The 22,481-nt window shown below is 36.7% G+C and carries 21 protein-coding genes, 2 pseudogenes and 1 other annotated feature; of the genes and pseudogenes, 6 read left to right on the top strand and 17 right to left on the bottom strand.

Going from position 1 to position 22,481, the window contains the following annotated elements:
• Positions 1-738: 738 nt before the first annotated feature.
• From H539_RS0113070 to H539_RS0113055, 3 genes are all read right to left on the bottom strand, one after another.
• On the bottom strand, positions 739-1,218 hold the full coding sequence (locus H539_RS0113070; protein ID WP_026693886.1) for a GyrI-like domain-containing protein: 480 nt from the start codon (positions 1,216-1,218) through the stop codon (positions 739-741).
• Between the two features lie 168 nt (positions 1,219-1,386).
• Positions 1,387-1,536 carry a hypothetical protein gene (locus H539_RS32820; RefSeq protein ID WP_245602173.1) on the bottom strand — a complete coding sequence of 50 codons (150 nt, stop codon included), beginning with the start codon at positions 1,534-1,536 and terminating at the stop codon, positions 1,387-1,389.
• Between the two features lie 568 nt (positions 1,537-2,104).
• Complete coding sequence (locus tag H539_RS0113055; RefSeq protein WP_425414716.1) at positions 2,105-2,620, bottom strand: GNAT family N-acetyltransferase; 516 nt, start codon at positions 2,618-2,620, stop codon at positions 2,105-2,107.
• 547 nt (positions 2,621-3,167) lie between these two features.
• Between H539_RS0113055 and H539_RS30165 the strand changes: the two genes are divergently transcribed.
• Positions 3,168-4,466, top strand: coding sequence for an Ig-like domain-containing protein (locus tag H539_RS30165; protein ID WP_051348564.1), 1,299 nt, complete (start codon positions 3,168-3,170; stop codon positions 4,464-4,466).
• Between the two features lie 445 nt (positions 4,467-4,911).
• Here H539_RS30165 and H539_RS30810 read toward each other — a convergent pair.
• From H539_RS30810 to H539_RS0112990, 10 genes and pseudogenes are all read right to left on the bottom strand, one after another.
• Positions 4,912-5,133, bottom strand: a pseudogene (locus H539_RS30810) (CPCC family cysteine-rich protein).
• A 242-nt stretch (positions 5,134-5,375) separates the two neighbouring features.
• Positions 5,376-5,768, bottom strand: coding sequence for a GNAT family N-acetyltransferase (locus H539_RS0113045; RefSeq protein ID WP_026693883.1), 393 nt, complete (start codon positions 5,766-5,768; stop codon positions 5,376-5,378).
• A gap of 356 nt (positions 5,769-6,124) precedes the next feature.
• On the bottom strand, positions 6,125-6,346 hold the full coding sequence (locus tag H539_RS0113035) for a hypothetical protein (protein ID WP_026693882.1): 222 nt from the start codon (positions 6,344-6,346) through the stop codon (positions 6,125-6,127).
• A 995-nt stretch (positions 6,347-7,341) separates the two neighbouring features.
• Positions 7,342-7,572: a hypothetical protein gene (locus tag H539_RS0113020; RefSeq protein WP_026693881.1), complete on the bottom strand. Its 231-nt coding sequence runs from the start codon at positions 7,570-7,572 to the stop codon at positions 7,342-7,344.
• Between the two features lie 441 nt (positions 7,573-8,013).
• Complete coding sequence (locus H539_RS0113015) at positions 8,014-8,682, bottom strand: Type 1 glutamine amidotransferase-like domain-containing protein (RefSeq protein WP_026693880.1); 669 nt, start codon at positions 8,680-8,682, stop codon at positions 8,014-8,016.
• Positions 8,683-8,793: 111 nt separating this feature from the next.
• Positions 8,794-9,252 (bottom strand): SRPBCC family protein, encoded by a 459-nt coding sequence (locus H539_RS0113010; protein WP_026693879.1) that lies wholly within the window; start codon positions 9,250-9,252, stop codon positions 8,794-8,796.
• 14 nt (positions 9,253-9,266) lie between these two features.
• Positions 9,267-9,767, bottom strand: coding sequence for a MerR family transcriptional regulator (locus tag H539_RS0113005; RefSeq protein WP_026693878.1), 501 nt, complete (start codon positions 9,765-9,767; stop codon positions 9,267-9,269).
• Positions 9,768-10,023: 256 nt separating this feature from the next.
• Positions 10,024-10,242 carry a hypothetical protein gene (locus H539_RS0113000; RefSeq protein ID WP_026693877.1) on the bottom strand — a complete coding sequence of 73 codons (219 nt, stop codon included), beginning with the start codon at positions 10,240-10,242 and terminating at the stop codon, positions 10,024-10,026.
• 522 nt (positions 10,243-10,764) lie between these two features.
• Positions 10,765-12,046 (bottom strand): annotated as a pseudogene (locus H539_RS28475) (IS110 family RNA-guided transposase).
• A 239-nt stretch (positions 12,047-12,285) separates the two neighbouring features.
• Positions 12,286-12,831: a TetR/AcrR family transcriptional regulator gene (locus H539_RS0112990; protein WP_026693876.1), complete on the bottom strand. Its 546-nt coding sequence runs from the start codon at positions 12,829-12,831 to the stop codon at positions 12,286-12,288.
• A gap of 222 nt (positions 12,832-13,053) precedes the next feature.
• Here H539_RS0112990 and H539_RS0112985 point away from each other — a divergent pair, with 222 nt between their 5' ends.
• Genes H539_RS0112985 through H539_RS0112975 form a run of 3 tightly spaced genes read left to right on the top strand, consistent with a single transcriptional unit; the run spans position 13,054 to position 15,014 of the window.
• Positions 13,054-13,809, top strand: a complete 756-nt coding sequence (locus H539_RS0112985; protein ID WP_026693875.1) for a carboxymuconolactone decarboxylase family protein — start codon at positions 13,054-13,056, stop codon at positions 13,807-13,809.
• Positions 13,810-13,827: 18 nt separating this feature from the next.
• Complete coding sequence (locus tag H539_RS0112980; RefSeq protein ID WP_026693874.1) at positions 13,828-14,574, top strand: SDR family oxidoreductase; 747 nt, start codon at positions 13,828-13,830, stop codon at positions 14,572-14,574.
• A 29-nt stretch (positions 14,575-14,603) separates the two neighbouring features.
• On the top strand, positions 14,604-15,014 hold the full coding sequence (locus tag H539_RS0112975; RefSeq protein ID WP_026693873.1) for a cupin domain-containing protein: 411 nt from the start codon (positions 14,604-14,606) through the stop codon (positions 15,012-15,014).
• Between the two features lie 177 nt (positions 15,015-15,191).
• Here the strand turns inward: H539_RS0112975 and H539_RS0112970 are convergent, their stop codons facing one another.
• The 4 genes from H539_RS0112970 to H539_RS30160 all read right to left on the bottom strand — a co-directional run bounded on the left by H539_RS0112970 (position 15,192) and on the right by H539_RS30160 (position 19,719).
• Positions 15,192-15,626 carry a hypothetical protein gene (locus H539_RS0112970; RefSeq protein WP_026693872.1) on the bottom strand — a complete coding sequence of 145 codons (435 nt, stop codon included), beginning with the start codon at positions 15,624-15,626 and terminating at the stop codon, positions 15,192-15,194.
• 161 nt (positions 15,627-15,787) lie between these two features.
• Positions 15,788-16,078, bottom strand: coding sequence for a DUF5316 domain-containing protein (locus H539_RS0112965; protein WP_026693871.1), 291 nt, complete (start codon positions 16,076-16,078; stop codon positions 15,788-15,790).
• 817 nt (positions 16,079-16,895) lie between these two features.
• Positions 16,896-18,722: an APC family permease gene (locus tag H539_RS0112960; protein WP_026693870.1), complete on the bottom strand. Its 1,827-nt coding sequence runs from the start codon at positions 18,720-18,722 to the stop codon at positions 16,896-16,898.
• Positions 18,723-18,915: 193 nt separating this feature from the next.
• Positions 18,916-19,719: a class I SAM-dependent methyltransferase gene (locus H539_RS30160; protein ID WP_051348563.1), complete on the bottom strand. Its 804-nt coding sequence runs from the start codon at positions 19,717-19,719 to the stop codon at positions 18,916-18,918.
• Positions 19,720-19,798: 79 nt separating this feature from the next.
• Positions 19,799-20,065: a binding site (T-box leader), on the bottom strand.
• 518 nt (positions 20,066-20,583) lie between these two features.
• On the opposite strand from H539_RS30160, the gene H539_RS0112950 reads away from it, so the two are divergent.
• On the top strand, positions 20,584-21,156 hold the full coding sequence (locus H539_RS0112950) for a hypothetical protein (protein WP_026693869.1): 573 nt from the start codon (positions 20,584-20,586) through the stop codon (positions 21,154-21,156).
• A 297-nt stretch (positions 21,157-21,453) separates the two neighbouring features.
• On the top strand, positions 21,454-21,837 hold the full coding sequence (locus tag H539_RS0112945) for a YmaF family protein (RefSeq protein WP_026693868.1): 384 nt from the start codon (positions 21,454-21,456) through the stop codon (positions 21,835-21,837).
• Positions 21,838-22,481 lie beyond the last annotated feature (644 nt).

The raw sequence follows: 22,481 nt of genomic DNA, 5'->3' as shown, positions 1-22,481 counted from the left end.
GAATGGTATGAAAGATCATCAGGAGTATTTTATATTTTTAAATGAACTTGGCTATCTGTTCTCAGAATATACAAGGTGTAATAATGAGGATGTTAAACGGGACATTATTGAACAAATAAAATTATTGGGCGAAGTTATTGATTTGCCGATCTATAACGTTGAAGTTTAAACCTGTCTTAGTAGCATACGGGTGTTTTTATAACTCCTGATGCACAAAATAAGCTTGCCATTGCGACTCTTAATTTAGCTGTTTATTCATGTTTGTCCTTTATGTCCGTACTTTTCTGATGTTTTAATATGAGACTACCTCAGATAATCTGCTGCAACTAACACACCCGTTGTTGAACAAAAAGCCAAGTATTGGTGAATTATTTAAGAATTATTGTCCAAGAATTATTGAGGTGTTATTCTGAAAACAGTTTCACTATGATGCTTCATTCCTTTTTCCTCCCAACCCAATTCAAACTTTAAATTAGAATTTACTGGGAGTAGACACTACCCATATAATCTGCAATCCCAATATATGGAGTTGGTTTCAAAGGTTTTAGTCCACTATGATTTCACTCTTGTTTAACTATCAGGTTTTCTGGAGTTTTTTGTATACCCTGATAGACATTCAAGATAAAAACCAAAAACCAAATAAGAGCCACATAAAACCTCTCCACTAATTGGTTATAAATACATATTCGGCAATAAGTTTGAAATTCCGTATTTTAATGCACCCTTAGTTGAGTAAGGTTATTTATTTATGGTATCAAAAAGCTCTATATCTACATTTTCTGTATCATTCCAACTATAATACCTTTCTAAATGCCATTTATCTTTTAGTCTTGAATAGTTGTTATCTTCAATCCATTTATGTAAATCATTATATGAGTTCATTATTTTATAATTTGCACCTTTATGTCTTGTTACAGCATAGCATTGAGAAGGGACTGTAAGTGTTATCATACCAGATGGAATATCCTCAAACTCTTTTACTTCAACACAAACCCAATAACCATCTTTCTCGGCAGTTTCAACTTCAACAACAAATGCACCATAATGTTGTGATGGATTGACAACCTGTTTAATTTCACTAATATGCTCACTCAAACGCAATGATGCTTTAGGTATTTCAATTATATATTGGTCATCAGAACACAAAACTCGAAAACCTACTAACTTTAGTTCATCAAGTTCTACAATAGTCTTAGACAGTAATGTTGTTTCTGACATTTTACTCCCTCCTTATAGCTGACAGTTTATACAAAAACATTTAGATTCCTTCTTTTTCAACTAAACTGCTTAATAGTAAAAATAGTAAAACAACAAAAAGGGTACTGTAGTAGCCCTCCTTTTTTTTCTAACGCACCCTGTTGTTGATAAGGATTTTGAGTGATAATTTTAAGCTTGATTTGGTAAGTAAATCTGTACTTCTTCATCTCCTCCCATAGGGTGATATGTCTCGACAATATAAGAATCGAGATCTCTTTTAGAACCTTGTTCTTCTGCCCAATTCAATAAATTCAAATGAAGTTCTCTCAAATTAGACATATTTCCTCTTGTAGCTATATAACTTTTTTTGTTTCAATATATTCCATTCCTGTTGGTACTTCATTTAATTTTTTATTCAAAATTAATCCTACATAATAATGACCTACCCTATGATCCTCAGCCTTTTTAGGCTCAAATAATGCAATTTCTGTTTCTGTCGGATTTAGGATTCGTCTGAGCGACTTAATAGTTGCTATGCAAGCAAGGGTACTTCATTACCAAAGTTAACAAACTCCCCACTACCTTTTAACCCAACAAACTTAAATTCTTTTTTAACCATTATAATAGACATATTAACTTCTCCTATTCGCATAAACTTCCATAATATTGTAATTTTACTTATTCAACAAAAAACCCTTACTTCCTGCAAATAAGTAAGGATTTCATACTGAATTATGCAACAGTTATTCAACTAAACTACCCCTTTAGTTAAACAACAATAAAAGGCTGCCGAAGCAGCCTTCCGTTCTTCAACGCACCCGTTAGTTTGAGTACATTTCTTCACAATCTTGCACTTTGAGAACAATTTACTATATTTTTTCCTATTTTCTTTGGTGTCATTATACGACTAAACCAATTTATACATAAGAATATCATCCACATATTCATTATCATCAAATTTAAATTCGTTAATTTTACGCCCCTCTTCAATAAACCCCATTTTTTTATACAAAGAAATTGCTCTATGATTTGTTGAAAAGACTGCTAAACTTACTTTTTCAATTAAAGGATTGTTTTCTGCCCATTCTAATAAAACTTGGAGCAGCATTTTCCCAATTCCCATTCCTCTGTAATTGTTTCTGATTAACATTCCAAAAGAACCTGTATGCGACAATCTTTTCCTGTTTTGGGTACTTTCAAATACAATCCACCCTATAACTTCACCATCTTTTTCTGCAACAATAATAGTTTCATTTTCATTTTCTAATATGCTCTGTATCCATTCTCTCTGTTGTGATGGAGTTTTATTAAACTCTTCTGGATAAGCAATAAGATATTCCCTTTCGCAAACTACCGATTTTTGTATGTCTAAAGTTACTTCAGCATCTTCTATTTTTCCCGTACGAATAACGTAATTTCCCATTTCTTTTAAAATTGACAACTATATCCCCCCTTAATAAACATTTTATTTATATTCTATTCCGCAATGGAATATCCTTCTTCAACAAAACTGCCCCGTTAGCCACCCATGAATCGCAAAAACAGCGATTCACCACAGAGAATGAAAATGTCCCTACACTGTCCATACTGTTCCTAGGCTGGCTGAGGAAGGTCGATCAACTATGGTGCCATAGAGCCCATCCGTTAGTCTGACTCCAACGACCACGGTGCACCACCGACTGTCGCTCCCCTCGCGGGAAGCACTCATTGTAGATTAATCCTAATTCTGGTTGATGCACCATTTGCTTTCCCATACTGGACCGTATCAGTTCAAAATTACTAATTAGAATGAGAACAGTTTACATATGGGTGGAAATCTAAAAATACTAATCATCATATAAAACCCTTGATTTAGTTATATGAAACTATTGAACAGAATATCGAAGCATGTCGGTATTTTGGTTTTTGTTCCTAAGATATTCGTCCTATTTAGGTGCTAAAATTAGGATATTAAACCTAAGGGGGAAGACATGAAAAAGTTATTTGGGGCCATATTAGCTACATCGTTAGTATTTTGTGCACAAGGAAATGCAGGAGCAGCAACCACCAATATTCCGGACAAACAAGAAATTCAGCGGGAAATGAACCAGGTAAAAAAAGAATTCACCTTCAAAAGAAGCTCGGTGAGACAATTCAAAGCATTGGATGAGGTATTATATGAAGCTGAACCAAACGATAGTTTTTTGGATGCTAATAGCCACGACATAAAGGCGTATGTCTCTGGTACATTAGAATACAATGATGTGGATGTGTTTCAAATTGTGGTTCCAAAAGACGGCTTTGTAGTCCTCGCAGGAGGTATGGTGGATCCATCTTCTTTATCAGAATTAGGCATGGGTCTATTTGATATAAACGAACAAATCATTCAACCGGAAGCCTATGATCAAAACGAAGACGGGCTACTGGCATTCGCCTATACCATTAAGGCAGGGACCTACTATATGGCGGCTGCTGACATGAACAATATAGGTCTGGGTGATGCGTATGTGATGAAGCTGTTCACGGCGGATGAATTGAATTTAGATACAACTCCACCTGCAGCCCCAAAAGTAAACCCAGTCGATGACAATGATTCGATCGTTACAGGTACAGCAGAAGCAAATTCCCAAATCAAGATTAAAGTGGGATCTAAGTGGATTGCGAGTGGAAAGGTTGCTTCTAATGGGAAGTACTCTGTAAAAATCCCAGTCCAAAAAGCCGGTGTTTCAATTCAGGTATGTGCGGTAGATGCAGCCAACAACCAAAGCAAGTTTACGAGTTCAATGGTTAAAGATAAAACCCCTCCTGCAGCTCCGAAAGTATATCCAGTCGATGACAATGATACAGTAGTGACAGGTACAGCGGAAGCCAATTCTCAGGTAAAAGTCAAAATGGGTACAAAATGGATAGCGGCTGGGAAGACAGAGTCGAATGGGAAGTTTTCCGTAAAGATTCCGGTGCAAAAAGCTGGAGTCACACTCTATGTGTGTGCAGTAGATAAAGCGAACAATCAAAGTAAATTGTCCAGTCAAATCGTGAAGGACAAAACGCCTCCAAGAATCCTTACCGTAAACAAGGTTACAACGAAAAGTACATCTGTAACCGGGAAAACGGAAGCTAATGCAAGTGTTGAAGTCAAAGTGGGTACAAAATCACTTGGAAAAGCAGCAGCAGATAGTAAGGGTAATTACATAGTCAAAATGAAGAGTCAAAAGAAAAATGTTAAACTTACAGTCATCGCAAAAGATAAAGCGGGTAATTCCAGAACCGTGACCACAACAGTAAAGTAATACAAAATAGGGCAGCAGAGGAATCTGCTGCCCTATTTTTTGTATTTCATTTTCCTGTCAAAACGGAAAGCTGCCTTAATAATTCTCTAACTCGTTATTTAAATCTCTTAATAACATATATATCTCCACCATTACTGAATATTTATTGGGAAAATCGATAGTTTAACTATTTACCTTTTAAAAAAACTGGTTTTTCTGGGTCTATTTTTGTATGCCCTTTTTCAGTTTTTATTTTCATGGGAGCTTAATAACATAGTTAAAAAACAATTTTCTCCAAATCTTTAGAGCAACAGGATAACATCTTTCAACCGAGTATTCTTCGGCGTCAATCGCATCTCCTCCAAACCACCTAACAAATATCCTATTTATTCCTTGTGCTAGTTCATCAACTGATTTAACAGCCGGTATAAGCCTTGTAATATCACTAATTTCAGAATCATACTCGTCATCTGGTGCGTGTTATAAATCTTTCTTCGACTGCACCGAACTTCAAAAATTTTTTTTGACTATCTCTTAATGATAAGTCGTTTGCACCACCATAATAATCTACATCTTTTCCTTGAACATAATCATCGTGCCAAAAACATACTCAACAAATAATGTCCGTCCCTGGAGGTTTTTCCTTTAAAGTCTTATAACCACAACAAGGACAAGGATACTTTTTCAATTATTAATCACCTCCGTAATTACCTATTTTTATCTTAATTTTAATTAAGCTAACCTGCCCGTTGCTTTCTTAATCTTTTAGCTATGTTAAATATTGATAAATGACCATAAAACAAGGACCCGATGTGGGGTCCTTGTTTTAAATCCTTATTGAAATTAGCACCCGTTACTTTAAGTATAAACCTTCACAATACTTTTATATGATAAGAAAAGACTGTTCTAATTGTAGGGTCCAACATTCCATTATAACTTTTTAAATAAAAAGTAATGATTGTATCCTTCGGGGAAATCTTCTATTTTGCCATAAACTTCGTAACCTAAGCTTATATAAAAATCAGGAGCTTGAAAACTAAACGTCTCTACCTTGATCATTCGGCATTTCTTCTCCACAGCGTAATGTTCAACCTTTTTTATGAATTTTTTGCCAAAACCTTTTCCTCGAATGCTTTCATCAACCCAAAGAAATTGGATAATAAGACTGTGCATTTTTGTACTTCCCGAAATTCCACCAAGGATGTTGCCTTCCTCATCCTTGACTTTAAAAGACAGATGCTTTATATTATACTCCCTTAATCTTTGTCGAATGTATGGCGTATCCTCTGGATTCCATTCTGTGTCGATCACTAAATTTTGCATAATTTATACCTCCTAGAACTTTGAGAATATTTTTATTCGCTATTTTTGCGAGTAACTGCTTTTAAAAAAAGGCTCTATTAAACGATAATGTTGTTTTTTAGAGCAAAACAAAAAGGAGCTCTTATGAGGTCCTTTAGTAAAACATAACGAAATAATATACGGATATTAGTATAAGAAGCAATATCAAAGGGATTGTTACGGCTATGATAATAAACCATTTCTTAATCCTCCTTTTTCTTTCAACGTCCATCCTCAATCCCCCCCGTTTAACAAACCAACCACTTATATCCTTATCATACTGTTTATTGTTGAAATAATCTGCTCCGTTAGTTCAACGTGAAAATCAACAACGACGTTTAACCAGAGCCTTTTATTTTAGAAAATCGTTCCCATAATAAAACTACAATAATAGTAAAGAGGGCTCCAAGAAAAAATAAGAACATAAACAGTAAAGTTAATAAAAAAGCATTTTTTGATAGAAGTTCAATATTTGTTCGAACAGTGAAATATTTTGTTGCAATTTTGCTACTTACTAACATTAGAATTACCCCAAGAATACATACGATAAAAGATTTCAAAAATACCCCCTCCTAAATATCAACAATATTCTGTAACAGAGCCTAATAAAAAGAAAGGAATCCCCCTTTTTTAAGGATTTTCCCTTTCATCTAAGCGAATATCTCTGTTTAACTTAGCTTTTTTGTCACCCATCGCTCTACTAAAAACATTCCAAGCGATACACCGAAAGCAGTGGAAAAGGCAGTCAAAAAGTTTAAATTATGTTTTAAGAAATGATTAACTATTAAATTACAAATTAGCATAAACAGAAAGAAAATAAAGTAATTAACTATCTTTCTTTTCATAAAAGGAATTACCACCTTATTCATTTCCTACTTGCATACTTTATAACCTCTCCCGAATGTTTGTTCTTAGTTAGATTTTGCTATGAATTTGGAAGGTATCAAATATCAACATTATTTTTAAACAGAGCCTAAACAAAATAAAAATTGAACGTACGTATCAATCTTACTTAAACTAAAGCACCCTTTAGTTGAACAAGAAAAAAGCCTTACTTTTTATTGAAGTAAAGCACCCTTTAATTTAAGTGTGTTAATTTACAAACTTATCCTTTTTACAGTCATTTATTTGTAAAGAAACGACAGCTCTTATTTGCAATCGTGTTAGCTCTATTTTGACTAACTACTTCACCAAATATTCCCTATTATGCGAATTACCATTCTTGGTATAAACATTAAGATGTTCCAAATCACTTCAAATATAAACTCGAATAAGGAATCTTTAAAAAAGCCGTCTCTATTTCTTTTTTTTATTTTCATTCTCTAACTCCCAATTAATTAATCGTTGTTTAACTATTTCTGACCAGGAAGAAAATTACAATCTTTTAATAAATTCTTCTTCTATTTTCAATTTCCTTCTTCCGCTAATCTGCCCCGTTTTTTTAATAAGGAAAATTAAACAAAAAAGGCAGTTAATCCTTCGGCAACGCACCCGTTAGTAAAAAACTCAGATGGGTACACCTATTACTGAGCAGTATACTCGTATATTGTGCAAATCAATCTAAATATGGAAGTAGATCTTGAAGCGGGATCTTTATATAGTTTGACAGACCGCCATCTTCTTCTTGAACATACAGTCTAACATCTAAACCTTCTATACGGTCTACAATTGTGTAAGAACCTTTATATTTAATTTCAGTACCATAAAGACTAAGCTTCATATCCTCCAACTCTTTGTGCCTACTTAATATATCTTCGGCTAAAGCCAATTTAGATTTTTCTGTCATAAATTATTCTCCTTCTTCTACCTCGTAGTATGATTCTAGTATGTCATAAATAGCTGCCAGCATAAAACCATCTATATTTAACTAACGCACCCGTTAGTAAAACAAAGAAAAAGGCTACCATAGTAGCCAAATTTCACCCGTTAGCCATCCATGAATCGCACAGATCAGCGATTCACCACAGAGATAGTAATTTCATGAATAGCTCTCCTGTTTATTCAATACTAAAGTTTTCTTTTCTAAAAAACCATGTTCATGTCCCCATTATAAATCTTTTGGAAACTTAAACTGCCCTATTGTTGAATAAGTTCCATTAGAAAAGGCGTTAATCCTTATTAGATCAACGCACCCGTTAGGTGAAACCCTTTACAATATATTGATAAGAAACCTATACTATTCTCTCTAAATTGCAACACAATGAATATTTTTAGCAGAGGAGTAATATCAAGACGAAAAAAGCTTCCAATGCCCTTCGGAAACAACTTCGACTGCTCCGTCGATCACTTTGATGGCGGTTTCATCGTCAATCGCATACGCTGGTCCCTGTATCTCGGCAGCCCATCGCTCTGCGGTAGCCATGGTGTTATCCGGCAGCATCTCATGATCAAGGTGTGGAAACATTGCAAAATCAACAAAACCAAGTGTTTTATCCTCACCGTTGGGTGGAGTCCAGCCAACGAAGATCTCTCCAATTTTAGGTGCCATCACCATGCTCCCGGCACTCATTCCCACATAAACTGCCTGAAGCGACGGTAAGAGATCTGCCAGCCCGGACTGCTGCATCCAATGATACAGGTAGAGAGCGTCCCCGCCGGACACTAACAGGACGTCCGTCTCCCGTACCAAAGGTACCCAGCGATCTTTGTCAATGCTTGGCAACGCAGTAAGCTCCAGTACGCCAACTGACTTCCAGCCTAGATTAACCATTGGATTCTCTTCTTTCCCGCTGATGAATTCCCAGGTTTTCACGCCTGGTCCGACCCAAGGATGCCCATACATCGCAGTGGGGATGCACAATGCGTTGGAGTGGGCGATTGGTTTACCTAGCATGTCAACCAGCGTATCGTGAATGCTTTTATTATTGATGCCTCCAGATGTGAGAAGAAACTTCATAAAATCAGCTCCCTTTTCTTTGTGTAGTGCTGCCAAAGTTTTCTATACTCCTAAGACTGCTACCCTTTGGCATTCCCAACTATCGGTTAGACCTGGTCATAGTGCTCGTCATTAATTTTTCTCAATTGTTGACTCTTTCTGTAGACACTCGCCCAGTTTGTCCAGCATGACCTTCGTGCCGTGTTCACGCTGAGTTACCGTATCATGCCCGTCGAGGAATACTCCTTGCTCGGTGTAGATGAGCAGAGTACCAGCTTCTGCAACCTTGAACTCGACCGTGGTCACAGATACCGATATACGTGTTTCATCAAGATCCATCGTATAGGAATAGACGATACGCTGATCCGGAACAATCTCCTGATAGCAAGCATCAAAGGTAAAGACTGGTCCTCCTTTGGGACCACCTTGGCTATACTCATGCCCGCCAACTCTAAAGTCGAATTCGTCAGCCTTCTGAAACCATTTTGCCTTGGTTGCGGAATCTGACCAGGCGGTGAACACTTGTTCAGGTGAAGCATTATAAGTCTTTTCAATGACAAAAGTGTCATGTGTTGCAAAGCGTTTGTTCATCATTTTTCCTCCCTTTAGTTTGGTTCATTTGAATGCTTGTCGAGAAAGTCGTCTAGCCTGTCGAAGTGGTGCACCATACTTGATCGTCGTTCAGTAAAAAAATTTTCATGGTTCTTTTTCATCAAGCTTAATAATTTTGTGAAATCCTCAACCGTCAACGGCTCTTCCATTTCCACCAGACTCGATACATTTTGTAATTCTTTTAAAAGCTTCTGTTGAATTCTGATATTTTCCCTAAGTCGATCAATTTGGAGCGATACAATTTCGAATGCACTGTAATTGTGATCAGCTAGAATGGATTTAACTTCATCGAGTGATAAACCTAGTTCCTTTAATGCTAGAATTTGTTGTAGACGTGATAGATCGGATTCGTTATACAACCTGTATCCTGAGTTAGAATGTTCAGATGGAGAATACAAGCCAATTTGATCATAATACCGTAATGTTCGAACAGTTAACCCTGTTAATGTGGCAAGTTCCCCAACTTTCCAATATTTTTTACCTGCAATAATCATCCCCTCATTTCACGCGACTATTAATTACCGGTGGCTTAAATATAAACCATTACGTGACGTAAGGGTCAAGTTAAAATTTTTTCAAAAGAGATAAAAGTATGGAAAAATCTTAATTATAGGCAAGTCGTTTAATTTTTTTATTGCCTATTACTGTTTCGTCGAATCCTATAATTAACATAACGAAAAAGGGCCGCCTCAGCAGCCATTCGTTCTACACTAACGCACCCGTTAGTGGAATAAGAACCATCCTTAAATCTCAAGGAATCTCCTTGTGTTTACCTCTTCCTGTCCTTCCATGATGATAGCCTGCCACATAGAGAACCAGTCCTAAGATGCCAAAAACAACATCCTCAGAAGCACCCATCTCTCCAAACAACAAAGAAATACAAATGATGATTACAACAACAACTATCGATATAATAGTAATTTTATTCTTTTCTCTATTGGAATTTTGTTTATTTTTTAGTTTCCCCATACTCCTTCACCTCGCTCTTTGAGTATACGAGTGCTTAGTAAAAATATCCCCCTTATATAATAAGGAAAGGAAAGGTTGTTATTTCTAAATACAATTAACCTCCCTCAATAAACAAAGTGAAAACTCACGTTTTCTCCAGTATTCTCAGTATTTTATAGAATGTTATTTTAGAGTTATTGCTCGCTACCATGGTTAGATTTATCTCGTAAGGATAATTTTAGGCTTTTGAAGGAAAAAAGACTGATAGCTCATTAGCCACACCCTTACAAAAAATGGTGGATAAGACAAAATATGACCGCACTGGTGGATGTCCACATTTCTCATGGAGGTCAACCCTCCCATGCCTCACAGAGTCTTCGCTCTCAAATTCCTTCGTCCAACCTTTCCATGAGGTGGATGTCAGTCATGCTGCCCCACAGGGTCCTTGCCCGAAGTTTAGTTGCTTTGCTGACTAATCCGTGCTTCAAATGTACGAGTCTAATAACACCTGAAATCCTTTTCTACTTTACTGTTCCTACTGAATTACGCTGCTATTTCACCTTTTATATTTGCTCTCATATGAGGGATATCCTTTAACATTCGCTCTTCACTAAACTCAAATTGTTTCTTACCAATCGCAAAAAATATACGTATTAACTTATTGCACAAGGCTATCAGAGACTGCATTTTCTTTAGAGGATTATCCGGACGCTGGGTGTAATAGGCATGCAGTGCTTTAAAGGCCGAATTTTTAGCGACCATAATCATACAAACCCTGAAGAGGAGAGCCCTTAACTTCTTCCTACCTCGTTTTGTGATTTTTGTTTGCCCCTTATGCGTGTTCTCCTTCAAGCTCAATCCAGCTAGCTTTATGATTTGTCTAGGGTGAGAATAATCTTGAAGATTTCCCACTTCCGCAAAGAAGCCGGCAACCGTATCTCTCCCTACACCCTTAATAGCTAACATTTGTTTGACACCAGGGATATGTTCAATTAGGTTATCGATCTTATAATCTAGTTCTTCGAACTTCTCTTGTATCAAGTCATATTTATCAAGCAGAGTAGCCAATTCTAACTTGGCCATACTAGAACCTTGGCACAGTCCGATGGACTCTTTAGCTGCTTGTTTTAACTCTAGTATTTTGTTTAGTCCTACACTCCGACTAACTGCTTTTCGTAAATGATCCTATAAGTACTGATCCGTGAAATGAATCAGTTCATGTGGTAAGGCTCCTAGCCTTAAAAATTGCAAGGCTGCTTTCCCTTCCCAACTCTTAAAGACTGTTAAAAACTCAGGGAAATACCGATCTAGCCAGTTGTGAATTTGGCCTTGCACCGTTTGAAGGTCAACCGTTAGGAGATCACGTATTTTTTTCGCCACACGGAGTTCTGCATAAACACCTTGTGGAATGGTTGGTTCGGCGTATCTCCCATCCTTGACCAGCTGTGCGATGACTTTAGCGTCTTTAACATCGTTCTTAGTCGGTGAGTTATCGTCAAGTTCCTTACTTTTCTTAACATGTAATGGGTTCACTGCGACAAATTTTATATTATTTTCTTTCAGTAAATGAGCTAGGTTTAGCCAATAGTGGCCGGTAGGTTCCATACCTACTATCACTTTCTCCATTCTCTGTTCTTTTTTTAATTAATATATCCACTCAAGAAACAGTTGAAATCCCGGCTTGGTATTATCAAAATAACAAGGGGAACCAAACTCCATTCCTCTATAGTCCTGTGCACGTGCGACATGCTTGAACTTGGCAATATCAACTAATAAGAGTCTGAGAAGTGATTTGAGCAATCTTTACATTTTGGTTATAATTCATTTTATATCCTCCTGGTTTAATGAGTTCGTCCTTTTCGCCTGCAGCTTTAGGACTCTCTCATTCTACCAAGAGGTTATTTTTTTATTCAAACCTCATTTTGATTCATTACAGGAATGCTGCCCCTTTAGTTTAACAAGAAAAAAGAGCCGCAGATACGACTCTTTGTTTAACTCATGCACCCGTTAGCTTAAGTATTTTCCTTCACAATCTTCGTTTAAATCTGAAAAACTATCCTATAACTAAAAGTTCCTATCCAACAAAATCCCCATCTGTTCTGCCACAACTTGAGTTGGTTCAGATAATCCATTGACAATCCACGCTGTTACTAACTCTACTATTGCTGCTCCAAAAAATTTAAGAATTAAATCCTTATTTAATCCTTGATTCTTTCCTTCGGTCACATCTACTTCCCCCTCTAACTCCTCAATCACAAATTTTAGGAAATGACTACGAAAAGTAGTGGCTCCTTTACTTGCTAGCATGGTTGAAAAGAAGGAAGAATTACGTTCAAAGTATTCAAACCACATCAGATTTCCCTCGACAAAATTCAAATCAGCTGCCGATTTGCACAGTTTCCTTAATTCGTTTATATGTTCTTCAATGAGCTTATCCAGTAAATCATATTTATCGATGTAATGATCATAAATGGTTCTTCGGCCGACGTTTGCCTTGTCAGAAATATCTTGTATCGTAATATGATCAAAACTTTTTTCAGACAACAGTTCAATAAAAGCCTTTTTTATTGCTTCTTGAGATTTTTGTACTCTTCTATCTACTTTAGGCATTGTTGTAATCACCGAGCTTTCTTAAAAGTTATCGTACAAACTTAATCAATTTGTGCAGTAACGCACAAATCACGGCATTTTGATTATTGCAGTTACCCTCTATTCATTTTATATTATATACAGATGTGCGATAACGTATCAATACGCGATTTATTAAAACATCACTTTTACTACTTTTGAAATAATAAAAGAGTTAATTGATTTCATAGAGGAGGTTTAATAATGAATCGTGTTGAAAGGAGCAAGGATAAGTTCAACCAGCTATTTGGCGAGGGAGTAACTGCCGCACATGCTACTGATCCTGATTTTCAGAACATACTGAGCCATTTCATTTTTGGGGAAGTTTTTTATCAAGGTAATTTAGATGACAAACAGCGTGAGTTAATTACTCTGGTAGTGCTCGCAACCAATCAGACGTTGCCTCAACTGAAGGCACATGTTAGTGCGGCACTAAATGTTGGTCTTACACCTGTAGAAATCAAAGAGGCTGTTTATCAGTGTGCTCCGTATATCGGATTCCCGAAAACATTAAATGCTATCAATGAGGTTAATGAGGTTTTCAAAATGAAGAATATCTCTTTACCGTTTGAAAGTCAAAATACTGTAGATGAAGATAATCGTTTTGATAAAGGACTTGCAGTACAGGTTGAAATATTTGGCCAATTAATTGCAAAGATGCGGGAAAATGCTCCAACAAACCAAAAGCATATACAGGATTATCTTTCTGCTTTTTGCTTCGGAGATTTCTATACTCGTGGCGGGCTTGATTTAAAAACACGAGAGTTGTTAACTCTCTGCATCATCAGTGCTTTAGGTGGTGCTGAAGGTCAAGTTAAGGCACATGTGCAGGGTAACAAAAATGTGGGCAATGACAAAGAAACTTTGATCACTGCCATCACCCATTGCCTTCCATATATAGGCTTTCCAAGAACACTGAACGCATTAGCGTGCGTTAATGAAATTATTCCAGAAAATTAAGATAGGGTGTTATTTATTATGTCTAATATTCAAGATAAAGTTGTCGTTATTACGGGTGCTTCTTCTGGAATTGGAGAAGCTACTGCAAAAGAACTTGCATCTAAAGGTGCAAAGTTGGTACTCGCAGCTCGTCGTGAAGACCGTTTAAAGAAACTACAAGATGAGATTCAAACAATTGGCGGACAAGCTATTTATAAAGTTACAGATGTGTCTTCTCGTCAACAAATGGAAGAACTCGCTGCGTATGCTCTTAAAGAATTTGGAAAAATTGATGTGCTAGTCAACAATGCTGGAATCATGCCACAAGCGTTTCTTGCTGAAAATAAAGTTGACGAGTGGGATAAGATGATTGATGTAAACATCAAAGGTGTTTTGTATGCTATTGCTGCTATCGTTCCATCTATGAGAGAGCGTAAATCAGGTCACGTTATCAATCTTTCTTCTGTAGCTGGACATAATATTTACCCAGGCGGAACGGTTTATTGCGGTACAAAATTTGCAGTAAAAGCCATTTCTGAAGGCTTGCGTCAAGAAGAAGCGATGAATGGCACGAATATCCGTGTAACCAATGTTTCTCCTGGTGCTATTAGCAGTGAGCTCTTAGAAACGACGACCGATCCAACAATGAAAGCAGGCTTAGAGGACTTTTATCAAGTAGCCATTCCTGCAGAAAGAATTGCTAAGACTATCGCATTTGCAATCGAACAACCAGAGGATGTTGCCATCAATGAATTAATTGTCCGTCCAACTAATCAAGTCGGTTAATAATATTAAATTTTATTGGAGGAATTAAAATGGCAAAACATGAAGAAGTAAAAAATGGAGTTATTTTCCCAGCTGGCGAGAAAAATGATGCATACGCACAATACTTTGTGGGACAAAGTTATCTTAAAGGATTAGTTGCTGACCCTAAAGTGAATGTTGGTGTTGGAAATGTAACTTTTGAACCTGGATGCAGAAATAACTGGCATATCCATCGTGATGGATTCCAGATTTTATTGGTAACTGGTGGCGAAGGATGGTATCAAGAAGAAGGAAAGCCTGCTCAATTCTTAAAAGCTGGCGATGTTATTGTCACTCACGATGGTGTGAAACATTGGCATGGTGCAGCAAAAGATAGTTGGTTTGAACACATTGCAATCACTGCTGGTACTCCTGAATGGTTGGAACCAGTATCAGATGAGGTATATAACAAAGTAAAATAAATTACTATGATTGAATAAGAAAATTAGCCGATTCTTCCTAACTTTGAAGAATCGGCTTTTTCGTAACTTGTGAAGAAATGTACTTAAACAAAACTGCCCAGTTAGTTCAACAACAAAAGGCTGCCTAAGCAATGATCTTCAACTAACGCACCCGCTAGTTCAATAGCGAGGAGCGTTTTAATGATACTGGAACCAAACAAACCAACCTTTTTCTTTACTTTTAGCTATAAATATTTGCCCTTGAGCCAGGTTAGCTCCAGGTGCCTTAGGGAAATCTAGTCGTACTAGCCACGACTTTTCAGCAATTTCCCTACCACAAAAGGTTTTTGCCATTCCATAATAGTCTTCTTCCTCTTTATTTCCCACTGTTTCCGGCAATGGTTTGGCAGATACTACATTCCACTTTGTATACATATCAGGAATACCATCTATTCCTGTTCCATAAGTATTGGGTATTAAATTATTTAATGCGTTTATTACCTCTTTTTTATCCTTAATTGATGTTTTTTCCAATTCACTTAACACAGGGCAATCTTTAGGTTGTGCATAGCCAATAATTGAATTGAAAAACACCATTGGAACACTAATAATCAGAGTGAATATCATTTTCATATTACATTCTCACCTCAGAAGTTATCTTGCCAAACTATATTAAAATTAGTCCGGATACTGAAATGGAAAGGCTCATTTATTTATATATATAACCTCAACCGTTATCCGATCAACAAAAAAAGCTGCCGCAGCAGCACTTCCTTATTGAACTAACGCACCGGTTAGTTGAGTAATGTGTAAAGTAACGCCGCCAAAATAACATTAGGTAATCCAATTAAAAGTGAGCGTAAAGTTGTACTGGTTCGTCGATGCCTATCTTCAGCAGATTCAGTCGCAAAATTAGCTCTCATTCGATCTCCACTTACCATACACCCTGAAATCAGGAGGGAAAATACAATAAACAACATTCCTAATCCTCCAGTAATTAAATAAGCCTTATCAATTCCCCATATTACTAAAGATACTACAACACCTATTATTGAAAGTAGAGTTCCAATTGCTAAATACTTCAAGGATATCCCTCCTCATTTCTATATTTATACGTGAAAGTTTTAAATTCGCTTCAAAATCCCTTCAATGAAATAAATAAAAAGGATGCCAAAGCAGATCAGTCTTATTTCACTAACGCCCCCTTTAGTAGAACAAGAAAAAGAGCTGCTTAGCAGGAGCTTGCTCTATAACTAATATCCTGGTCTTTATTAGGAGTGAATTAGGTCGTTTTGAAGGTCACTATTTTTATTTACTCGTCAGTTAATCAATTTTTATAATTTTTCCCCTTTAAGTATAAATTACTAATACTACATATATATTCAAAACTTCTAATATGAAGAAACTAAATTATTTGTGATTACCATTTTTCCATTAAAGTAGGTGTAGAAATTACTCAAATACACAGCACTGTTGAAAATACTCAAATACACAGCAATTCTTATTGGACTTGGCCTTTTAGCTTCATTTATAATCTTCGATGTACTAGTTAACCTTTTAAAGGTTTTAAAATAATGACCTTTACGGTTAAAAACACGATAAAGAAAAGAATTATCCTGCAATATTTAATTTTTCACAACTTGTCGGATCCAAGTAAGCTCCCAGCAGCTATCTTAGCGTTTCCATTAGTAGTAGATGACTCTCAGGATGGTAATGATAATTGTGCAACCATACAAACCATTATCTTATAACCTTTGCTTATTTTTATACGTTGATTAACCTCCTGAAACCTTGATCTTAGCAATGGAGTGTTAAGCGGAAGTGTAATAAAATATATGTTTAATTTAAGCAAGGAAAAGGCAGCATTACAAAGTAAAGCTGCCTAGGAAAGATTATGAATACTTATTCTTTTAAATGGTAGGGAACTGTTGTAACTACCACATTTCTTCTATAAAGCAAGAATGCTCGTATTAGCAAGCTGGATTGGTTATGCAGGATATTGTGCCAGCCTTTTTTCGGAATGAACTGTGGAATGATGACCGTTACACGATAGTCCGACTCACTGGCTTTATGCTCCACTGTATCCACAAATTTTGTTAGCGGCTGGATAATGCTCCGGTAATAAGAATGAAGAGTCACTAACCGGACATCAGGCTGCCACAGCTTCCATTTCTCCTCAAACTTCCTCTCTTCTTCTCTTTCAAACGCTACATATACTGCAATGATTTGATCTGCTTTTAATGATCTGGCATAGTTTACAGAGTTTTGGACAACCTGTGTCATTCCTGCCACCGGAACGACTATGACATTCCCTTTGATTTCGATAACAGGTTCTTCCTGTTTTATCCTAAGCTGTTTACCTACTGCATCGTAATGCTTCTTTATTCTGTAGAACATCAGGATGATTAAAGGTAGAAAAACCAATACCGGCCAGACCTGAGCGAATTTGGTTATGAAGAACATCAGTGTAACAATAAGGCTGATGAGAGCCCCCATCGCATTGATCGTTAACTTGGCTATCCAGCCTTTTGGCTTTTCCCTCACCCATTTTACAATCATACCTGATTGCGAAAGTGTAAATGGTATAAAAACACCCACCGCGTAAAGAGGAATAAGATGTTCGGTCTTCCCTTTAAACGCAAGGATTAAGATAATAGATGCTAATCCGAGAATAATAATGCCGTTGGAATACCCCAGCCTGTCGCCCCTTATGGTAAACATCCTAGGTATAAATTTATCCTTTGCAAGGTTAACAGCCAACATCGGAAAGGCTGAATACCCGGTATTGGCAGCTAATACCAAGATCAATGCTGTCGTTACTTGGATAAAAAAGTACATAAATGTACGGCCAAACGTTTCTTCAGCGATTTGTGATACTACAGTTACTTTATCATTAGGAGAGATCCCATAGTAATAAGCTAAATAAACAATCCCAGTAAAAAGTACAGCCAGCAGCGTACCCATCGCTATCAAAGTTTTGGCTGCATTATTGGGTGCTGGATCCTTAAAGTTAGGAATAGCGTTTGATATAGCCTCTACACCTGTTAAAGCAGAGCTTCCTGATGCAAACGCCCTTAAGAGAATAAATAAACTAATCCCTGCGACTGATGTGCCAACCGGTGTATGCAACTCAGGTGCGACCTGACCAGTCATTATACGATATATGCCGACTCCTATGAGGATGACTAAGGCTAACACAAATAGATAGACAGGGTAAGCTAATACGGACGCAGATTCCGTTACACCCCGTAAATTTAAGAGAGTAATAATTAGAACAAATAGGATAGCTATAGCCACATTATAAGGGTGTAAATTAGGAAACGCAGAAGTGATGGCATCCGTACCAGCTGATACACTAACCGCAACAGTTAAGATGTAGTCTACCAGCAACGATCCCCCAGCAATTAAACCTGGGTTGATACCCAGATTTTGTTTTGACACAACATATGCACCGCCGCCGTGAGGATATGCAAAAATGATCTGCCGATAAGAAAGGATTAAAGCCATTAATAAAATCAATACTCCGATCGCAATGGGGATGGAATACCAAAAGGCCGCTGCACCCACCGTGGCCAGCACGATGAGAATTTGTTCAGGACCATATGCGACAGACGACAAAGCGTCGGAAGACAAAATGGCTAAAGCTTTTGTTTTATTAAGTTTTTGTTCACCCAGCTCATTGGACTTTAACGGTCTCCCAATTAAGAACCTCTTTAAAGCTGAAAACATACCATTGTCACCGCCTACTGAGACTAAAATAAAAATTCATCATACCCTTTAAGCACAAAACTCAAACTGTTTCATTGTTTTACACTACAGTATAGACTACCAGCAAATATTTCAACTATAGTATAACTTGATTTTTGTAACAAGGGCTACAGTAGCGGTGTTTTTTAACTAACGCACCCGTTAGTAATAATACTCATTCGATTTTTTTACCAATAAACATTATATGTTCTGCTAAGCTTAGTAAATCTTCTCTTTCACATACTTGCTCCGCTAAATCTAGCCAAGCGGTTACAACTTCAGCTGGTTGTTTAAGGAGATCCGTCTCACGTAAATATAAGAAGCTTTCGCAATTAAGCAAATGTAGTTTTTCAAGTTTAAATTGATTGAAAAAAGGAAGTACGTTTTTTGGAGTAACAAAAAAGTTATCCGTAAATCCCTGTCCGACAAAATCGACGTCATCACGTATAATATTTAATTGTGATTTCCGTTCATCATCCAGAATAAATTCTGGGTTGCGAATGAGATAATCCCATACAAAAGAATAGGACGAAACGAATGCCACAAAAATAGTTCCGTTAGGTTTTAGTTTCTTTAAACATTCCTTGATAGTTGATATCCTATCTTTTTCATCTGTTAGATGATACATTGGCCCCATACAAAGTATGTGATCGTATTGACCATCCTCAATGGCTGACAAATCACGACTATCTACACAAAAACCATTAAGTGGGAGTCCAAGTTCATTGGCCTTGTTCAACGCAAGGTCAACATTTTTTTGTGAAAGATCCGCTAAAGTTACATTGGACCCCATCTCAGAAAGATAAAGAGCATATCTTCCGGGACCTCCACCTAGGTCCAACACCTTATCACTTGGCTTTACATATCGATTTATATAACGTTTAGTAAGTTCGAATTCAATTTTGTGCCGGGTTAGCCGTTCCCATTCATAATGTATGGTTTCATCATAAAATTTTCTTACGATATCTATGCTATCCATTTTAAAACTCCTCTCTAAACATTTATAAAAATGGTATTGTTAAACTAATAAAAAAACTCCCCTCCCCAAGATTATTCATCTTGAGGACGAGAGTTATATCTTCGTGGTACCACCTCAGTTTATTGATATGTCACCATATCAATCTCATCGGGTACGACAAAAAGATTATTAATTATACCCTATCTCTTTAACGGGAGATCCCGTCGCAGCATCACTAAGAAATAGCAACCTTAGATCCGTGCGAAGCTCCAAGTCTTTTTTCATTTAGATATTATTACTCCTTCTCACCTACCGGAGTTCTCTGGAAATAATGAATCAAAATTACTTTTCTCTTCATAGCCGTATATTCATATGGAATAAATTAATAAAAATACTAATGGAATAATATGGTTCTGTCAATTACTATTTAATTCTTTATTTCTTTGTTTAACTAAATTAACTGATGACCAACAGAAAAATGCTGCTACCCCAACTAACTTGCCTACTAATGACTCGCTGAGCAGTTACATTCTTCAACTCACACTTTCAGATGTGTTACGAAAAAAGACTATTGCTTCCTTCCAAGAGGGAAGACCAGAAATAGTTCCCTAAAGAATTTTTAAGTTTCTGCTTTGAACACCTCTGTTTGTTTAGAAACGAAGTTTAACAAAATAGGCCATTAAAATCCTTCCTGGACCCACGCATCACAAGATGCTTCAATCCTTCTTAGACTAACGCACCCATTACTTCAATAAGGAATTAATCTGGAACGTGATTTTTTTTTGATTTATTTGAAATTGATAATTAGCCCATAGCTAAAGTACAAGCCGCTTTTTTGCATCGGAATATACTGAATATGATATTGGAGGGTAAGGGGGTGAAACCATGAATCCATGGTCCAACTCTTCTTGTATTAGTAAACAGGAAGATAGATTAAAAAGTTCCATGCGTTTAGTTTGGGAACAACACGTATACTGGACAAGACTGACTATCATAAACCTGGCTTTTAATTTACCTGATGTAGACTTTACTACGGCACGTCTTCTCCGAAACGCTACAGATATGGGCAATTTACTAAAGCCTTTCTATGGAGATAGAATAGCCGCGAGGTTCAGTAACTTAATAAGGGAGCACCTGTTAATTGCTGTGGAAGTTGTCAAAGCTGCCAAAGCTGGCAATCAGAGAGCTGTAGCAGCTACAGAGAGAAGATGGTACGAAAATGGAGAAGAAATTGCCGAATTCCTAAGTAGAATAAATCCTTTTATTTCAAGAGATGAATTCCAAGAAATGTTTTTCGAGCATCTGGCTCTTACTACACAGGAAGCAGTATTGATACTCCAAAAAAAATTTCAATCAAGTATTGCTGTGTTTGATAAAATTGAGGCGGAAGCTTTACAAATGGCGGACACAATAACTGTTGGGATTGTGCAACAATTCCCCAGAAATTTTCAAATATAAGAGATACTGATAGCACCATAAGATAATTAATGGCTCTAATTTCAGGGCCATTTTTATTTAGTTTTTGTGATTTCAAGTTGAACTAAACTGCAACTTTAGAAAGGATACAACAATAAATTTTTACAGTAAAAATTTAAGTATTCTACCAGAAACCACTATTAAGTAGAATTATTTTCAGGAATAAAAAAAATGAAGTAACTTACCGTTCTAATTAAAAAGAAAGTGAAATATGTTTTATTGAAAAATCTTACGAATTAGAGCTATATAATGGGGGTTCAAAAAGAAAGGTGGACACTAATGGAAATACCAGTTACAGGTTTTATTGTTCATTCCTCTGGGTCACAGGATTCAGAGCATTCACATGTTTTATATCTTACTTCATGGGATGGAAGGCCGCTTAATAAACACCATTTTTCTGGGGTAACCTCTTTTAATGTTGGACATGAGCATAGGTATGCAGGTACCACTGAACCTGCTCCGAGTGGAATTCCTCATACACATGAATACTTCACAATTACATCCTTTAATGATCGTCATAAAAATGAAATTCGAGGTGTCACAGGGCCGGCGATTCCATTGCCCGAGGGAGGCCATTATCATAAATTTCATGGAGTAACAACAGTTAACGGCTCTCATCCCCATACTCATAAGTTTAGTGGAGATACCAGTCCCAGTTCTTAAATATTTTAAAGATTGTATAACACCTTAAATATACCCTAAAATAAAAAAAGCCTCCGTAAAATTTACCTATGGTAGCTGTGTGCCCCTCTTTTTCTCGTTCTTGCTGATCTTTAATAGCCTCATTAATGGTTTACAACTGGAAATAGATGTTGGCTGAAAATATGGCAGCTACGAAAACGAAGGAAAAAAACGCCTTCTGAATCCAAAAGTACTAAACAATCCCCCTTTGATGGCGTCACCTTGAACAAGCTACGGCGTGTTACTTTTCCCCTTGTTTCCAAAAGGAACGTTCATTTCCCTAGCTTTTATAAAAAATATGTCTGCAGTGTTTGAGTATAACACCCGTATAATTAATAATCTCATAATGATAGGAATATGCAGCCGTACCGGGACTACTCCTAACCAGAGGTGATTTTACCTTTTGGAAAGCAATATTCATCAAATTATAGGTACCATCCCGATTCTCATACCACTAGTGATACATTAGCGTACATTCAATCGGATATTGTTTTATAAAAATGAAAATACCCAGCAGATTGTTCCACTAGGTTAGACAGGAGATTCTTCATGAGGTTCACGCTAAGTCGTATTATAATTACCTGCAAATTAATGTCTACACATAAAAAGCAAATCCAAACTTCGTA

It is taken from the genome of Peribacillus kribbensis DSM 17871 (genome assembly GCF_000430765.1).
GTDB lineage: Bacteria > Bacillota > Bacilli > Bacillales > DSM-1321 > Paraperibacillus > Paraperibacillus kribbensis.
Note: the sequence above shows the minus strand (reverse complement) of the source record. Positions and strands in the feature narration are given on the sequence as shown.

What these genes read in the sequence shown, in the direction of transcription:
- H539_RS0113015 (WP_026693880.1), bottom strand. Translation starts at nt 8,682, where the DNA reads ATGAAGTTTCTTCTCACATCTGGAGGCATCAATAATAAAAGCATTCAC.
- H539_RS0112985 (WP_026693875.1), top strand. Translation starts at nt 13,054, where the DNA reads ATGAATCGTGTTGAAAGGAGCAAGGATAAGTTCAACCAGCTATTTGGC.
- H539_RS0113055 (WP_425414716.1), bottom strand. Translation starts at nt 2,620, where the DNA reads ATGGGAAATTACGTTATTCGTACGGGAAAAATAGAAGATGCTGAAGTA.
- H539_RS0112945 (WP_026693868.1), top strand. Translation starts at nt 21,454, where the DNA reads ATGGAAATACCAGTTACAGGTTTTATTGTTCATTCCTCTGGGTCACAG.
- H539_RS0112990 (WP_026693876.1), bottom strand. Translation starts at nt 12,831, where the DNA reads ATGCCTAAAGTAGATAGAAGAGTACAAAAATCTCAAGAAGCAATAAAA.
- H539_RS0113000 (WP_026693877.1), bottom strand. Translation starts at nt 10,242, where the DNA reads ATGGGGAAACTAAAAAATAAACAAAATTCCAATAGAGAAAAGAATAAA.
- H539_RS0112975 (WP_026693873.1), top strand. Translation starts at nt 14,604, where the DNA reads ATGGCAAAACATGAAGAAGTAAAAAATGGAGTTATTTTCCCAGCTGGC.
- H539_RS30165 (WP_051348564.1), top strand. Translation starts at nt 3,168, where the DNA reads ATGAAAAAGTTATTTGGGGCCATATTAGCTACATCGTTAGTATTTTGT.
- H539_RS0113010 (WP_026693879.1), bottom strand. Translation starts at nt 9,252, where the DNA reads ATGAACAAACGCTTTGCAACACATGACACTTTTGTCATTGAAAAGACT.
- H539_RS0113020 (WP_026693881.1), bottom strand. Translation starts at nt 7,572, where the DNA reads ATGACAGAAAAATCTAAATTGGCTTTAGCCGAAGATATATTAAGTAGG.
- H539_RS0113045 (WP_026693883.1), bottom strand. Translation starts at nt 5,768, where the DNA reads ATGCAAAATTTAGTGATCGACACAGAATGGAATCCAGAGGATACGCCA.
- H539_RS0113070 (WP_026693886.1), bottom strand. Translation starts at nt 1,218, where the DNA reads ATGTCAGAAACAACATTACTGTCTAAGACTATTGTAGAACTTGATGAA.
- H539_RS0112970 (WP_026693872.1), bottom strand. Translation starts at nt 15,626, where the DNA reads ATGAAAATGATATTCACTCTGATTATTAGTGTTCCAATGGTGTTTTTC.
- H539_RS32820 (WP_245602173.1), bottom strand. Translation starts at nt 1,536, where the DNA reads ATGTCTAATTTGAGAGAACTTCATTTGAATTTATTGAATTGGGCAGAA.
- H539_RS0112960 (WP_026693870.1), bottom strand. Translation starts at nt 18,722, where the DNA reads ATGTTTTCAGCTTTAAAGAGGTTCTTAATTGGGAGACCGTTAAAGTCC.
- H539_RS0113005 (WP_026693878.1), bottom strand. Translation starts at nt 9,767, where the DNA reads ATGATTATTGCAGGTAAAAAATATTGGAAAGTTGGGGAACTTGCCACA.
- H539_RS0112980 (WP_026693874.1), top strand. Translation starts at nt 13,828, where the DNA reads ATGTCTAATATTCAAGATAAAGTTGTCGTTATTACGGGTGCTTCTTCT.
- H539_RS0112950 (WP_026693869.1), top strand. Translation starts at nt 20,584, where the DNA reads ATGAATCCATGGTCCAACTCTTCTTGTATTAGTAAACAGGAAGATAGA.
- H539_RS30160 (WP_051348563.1), bottom strand. Translation starts at nt 19,719, where the DNA reads ATGGATAGCATAGATATCGTAAGAAAATTTTATGATGAAACCATACAT.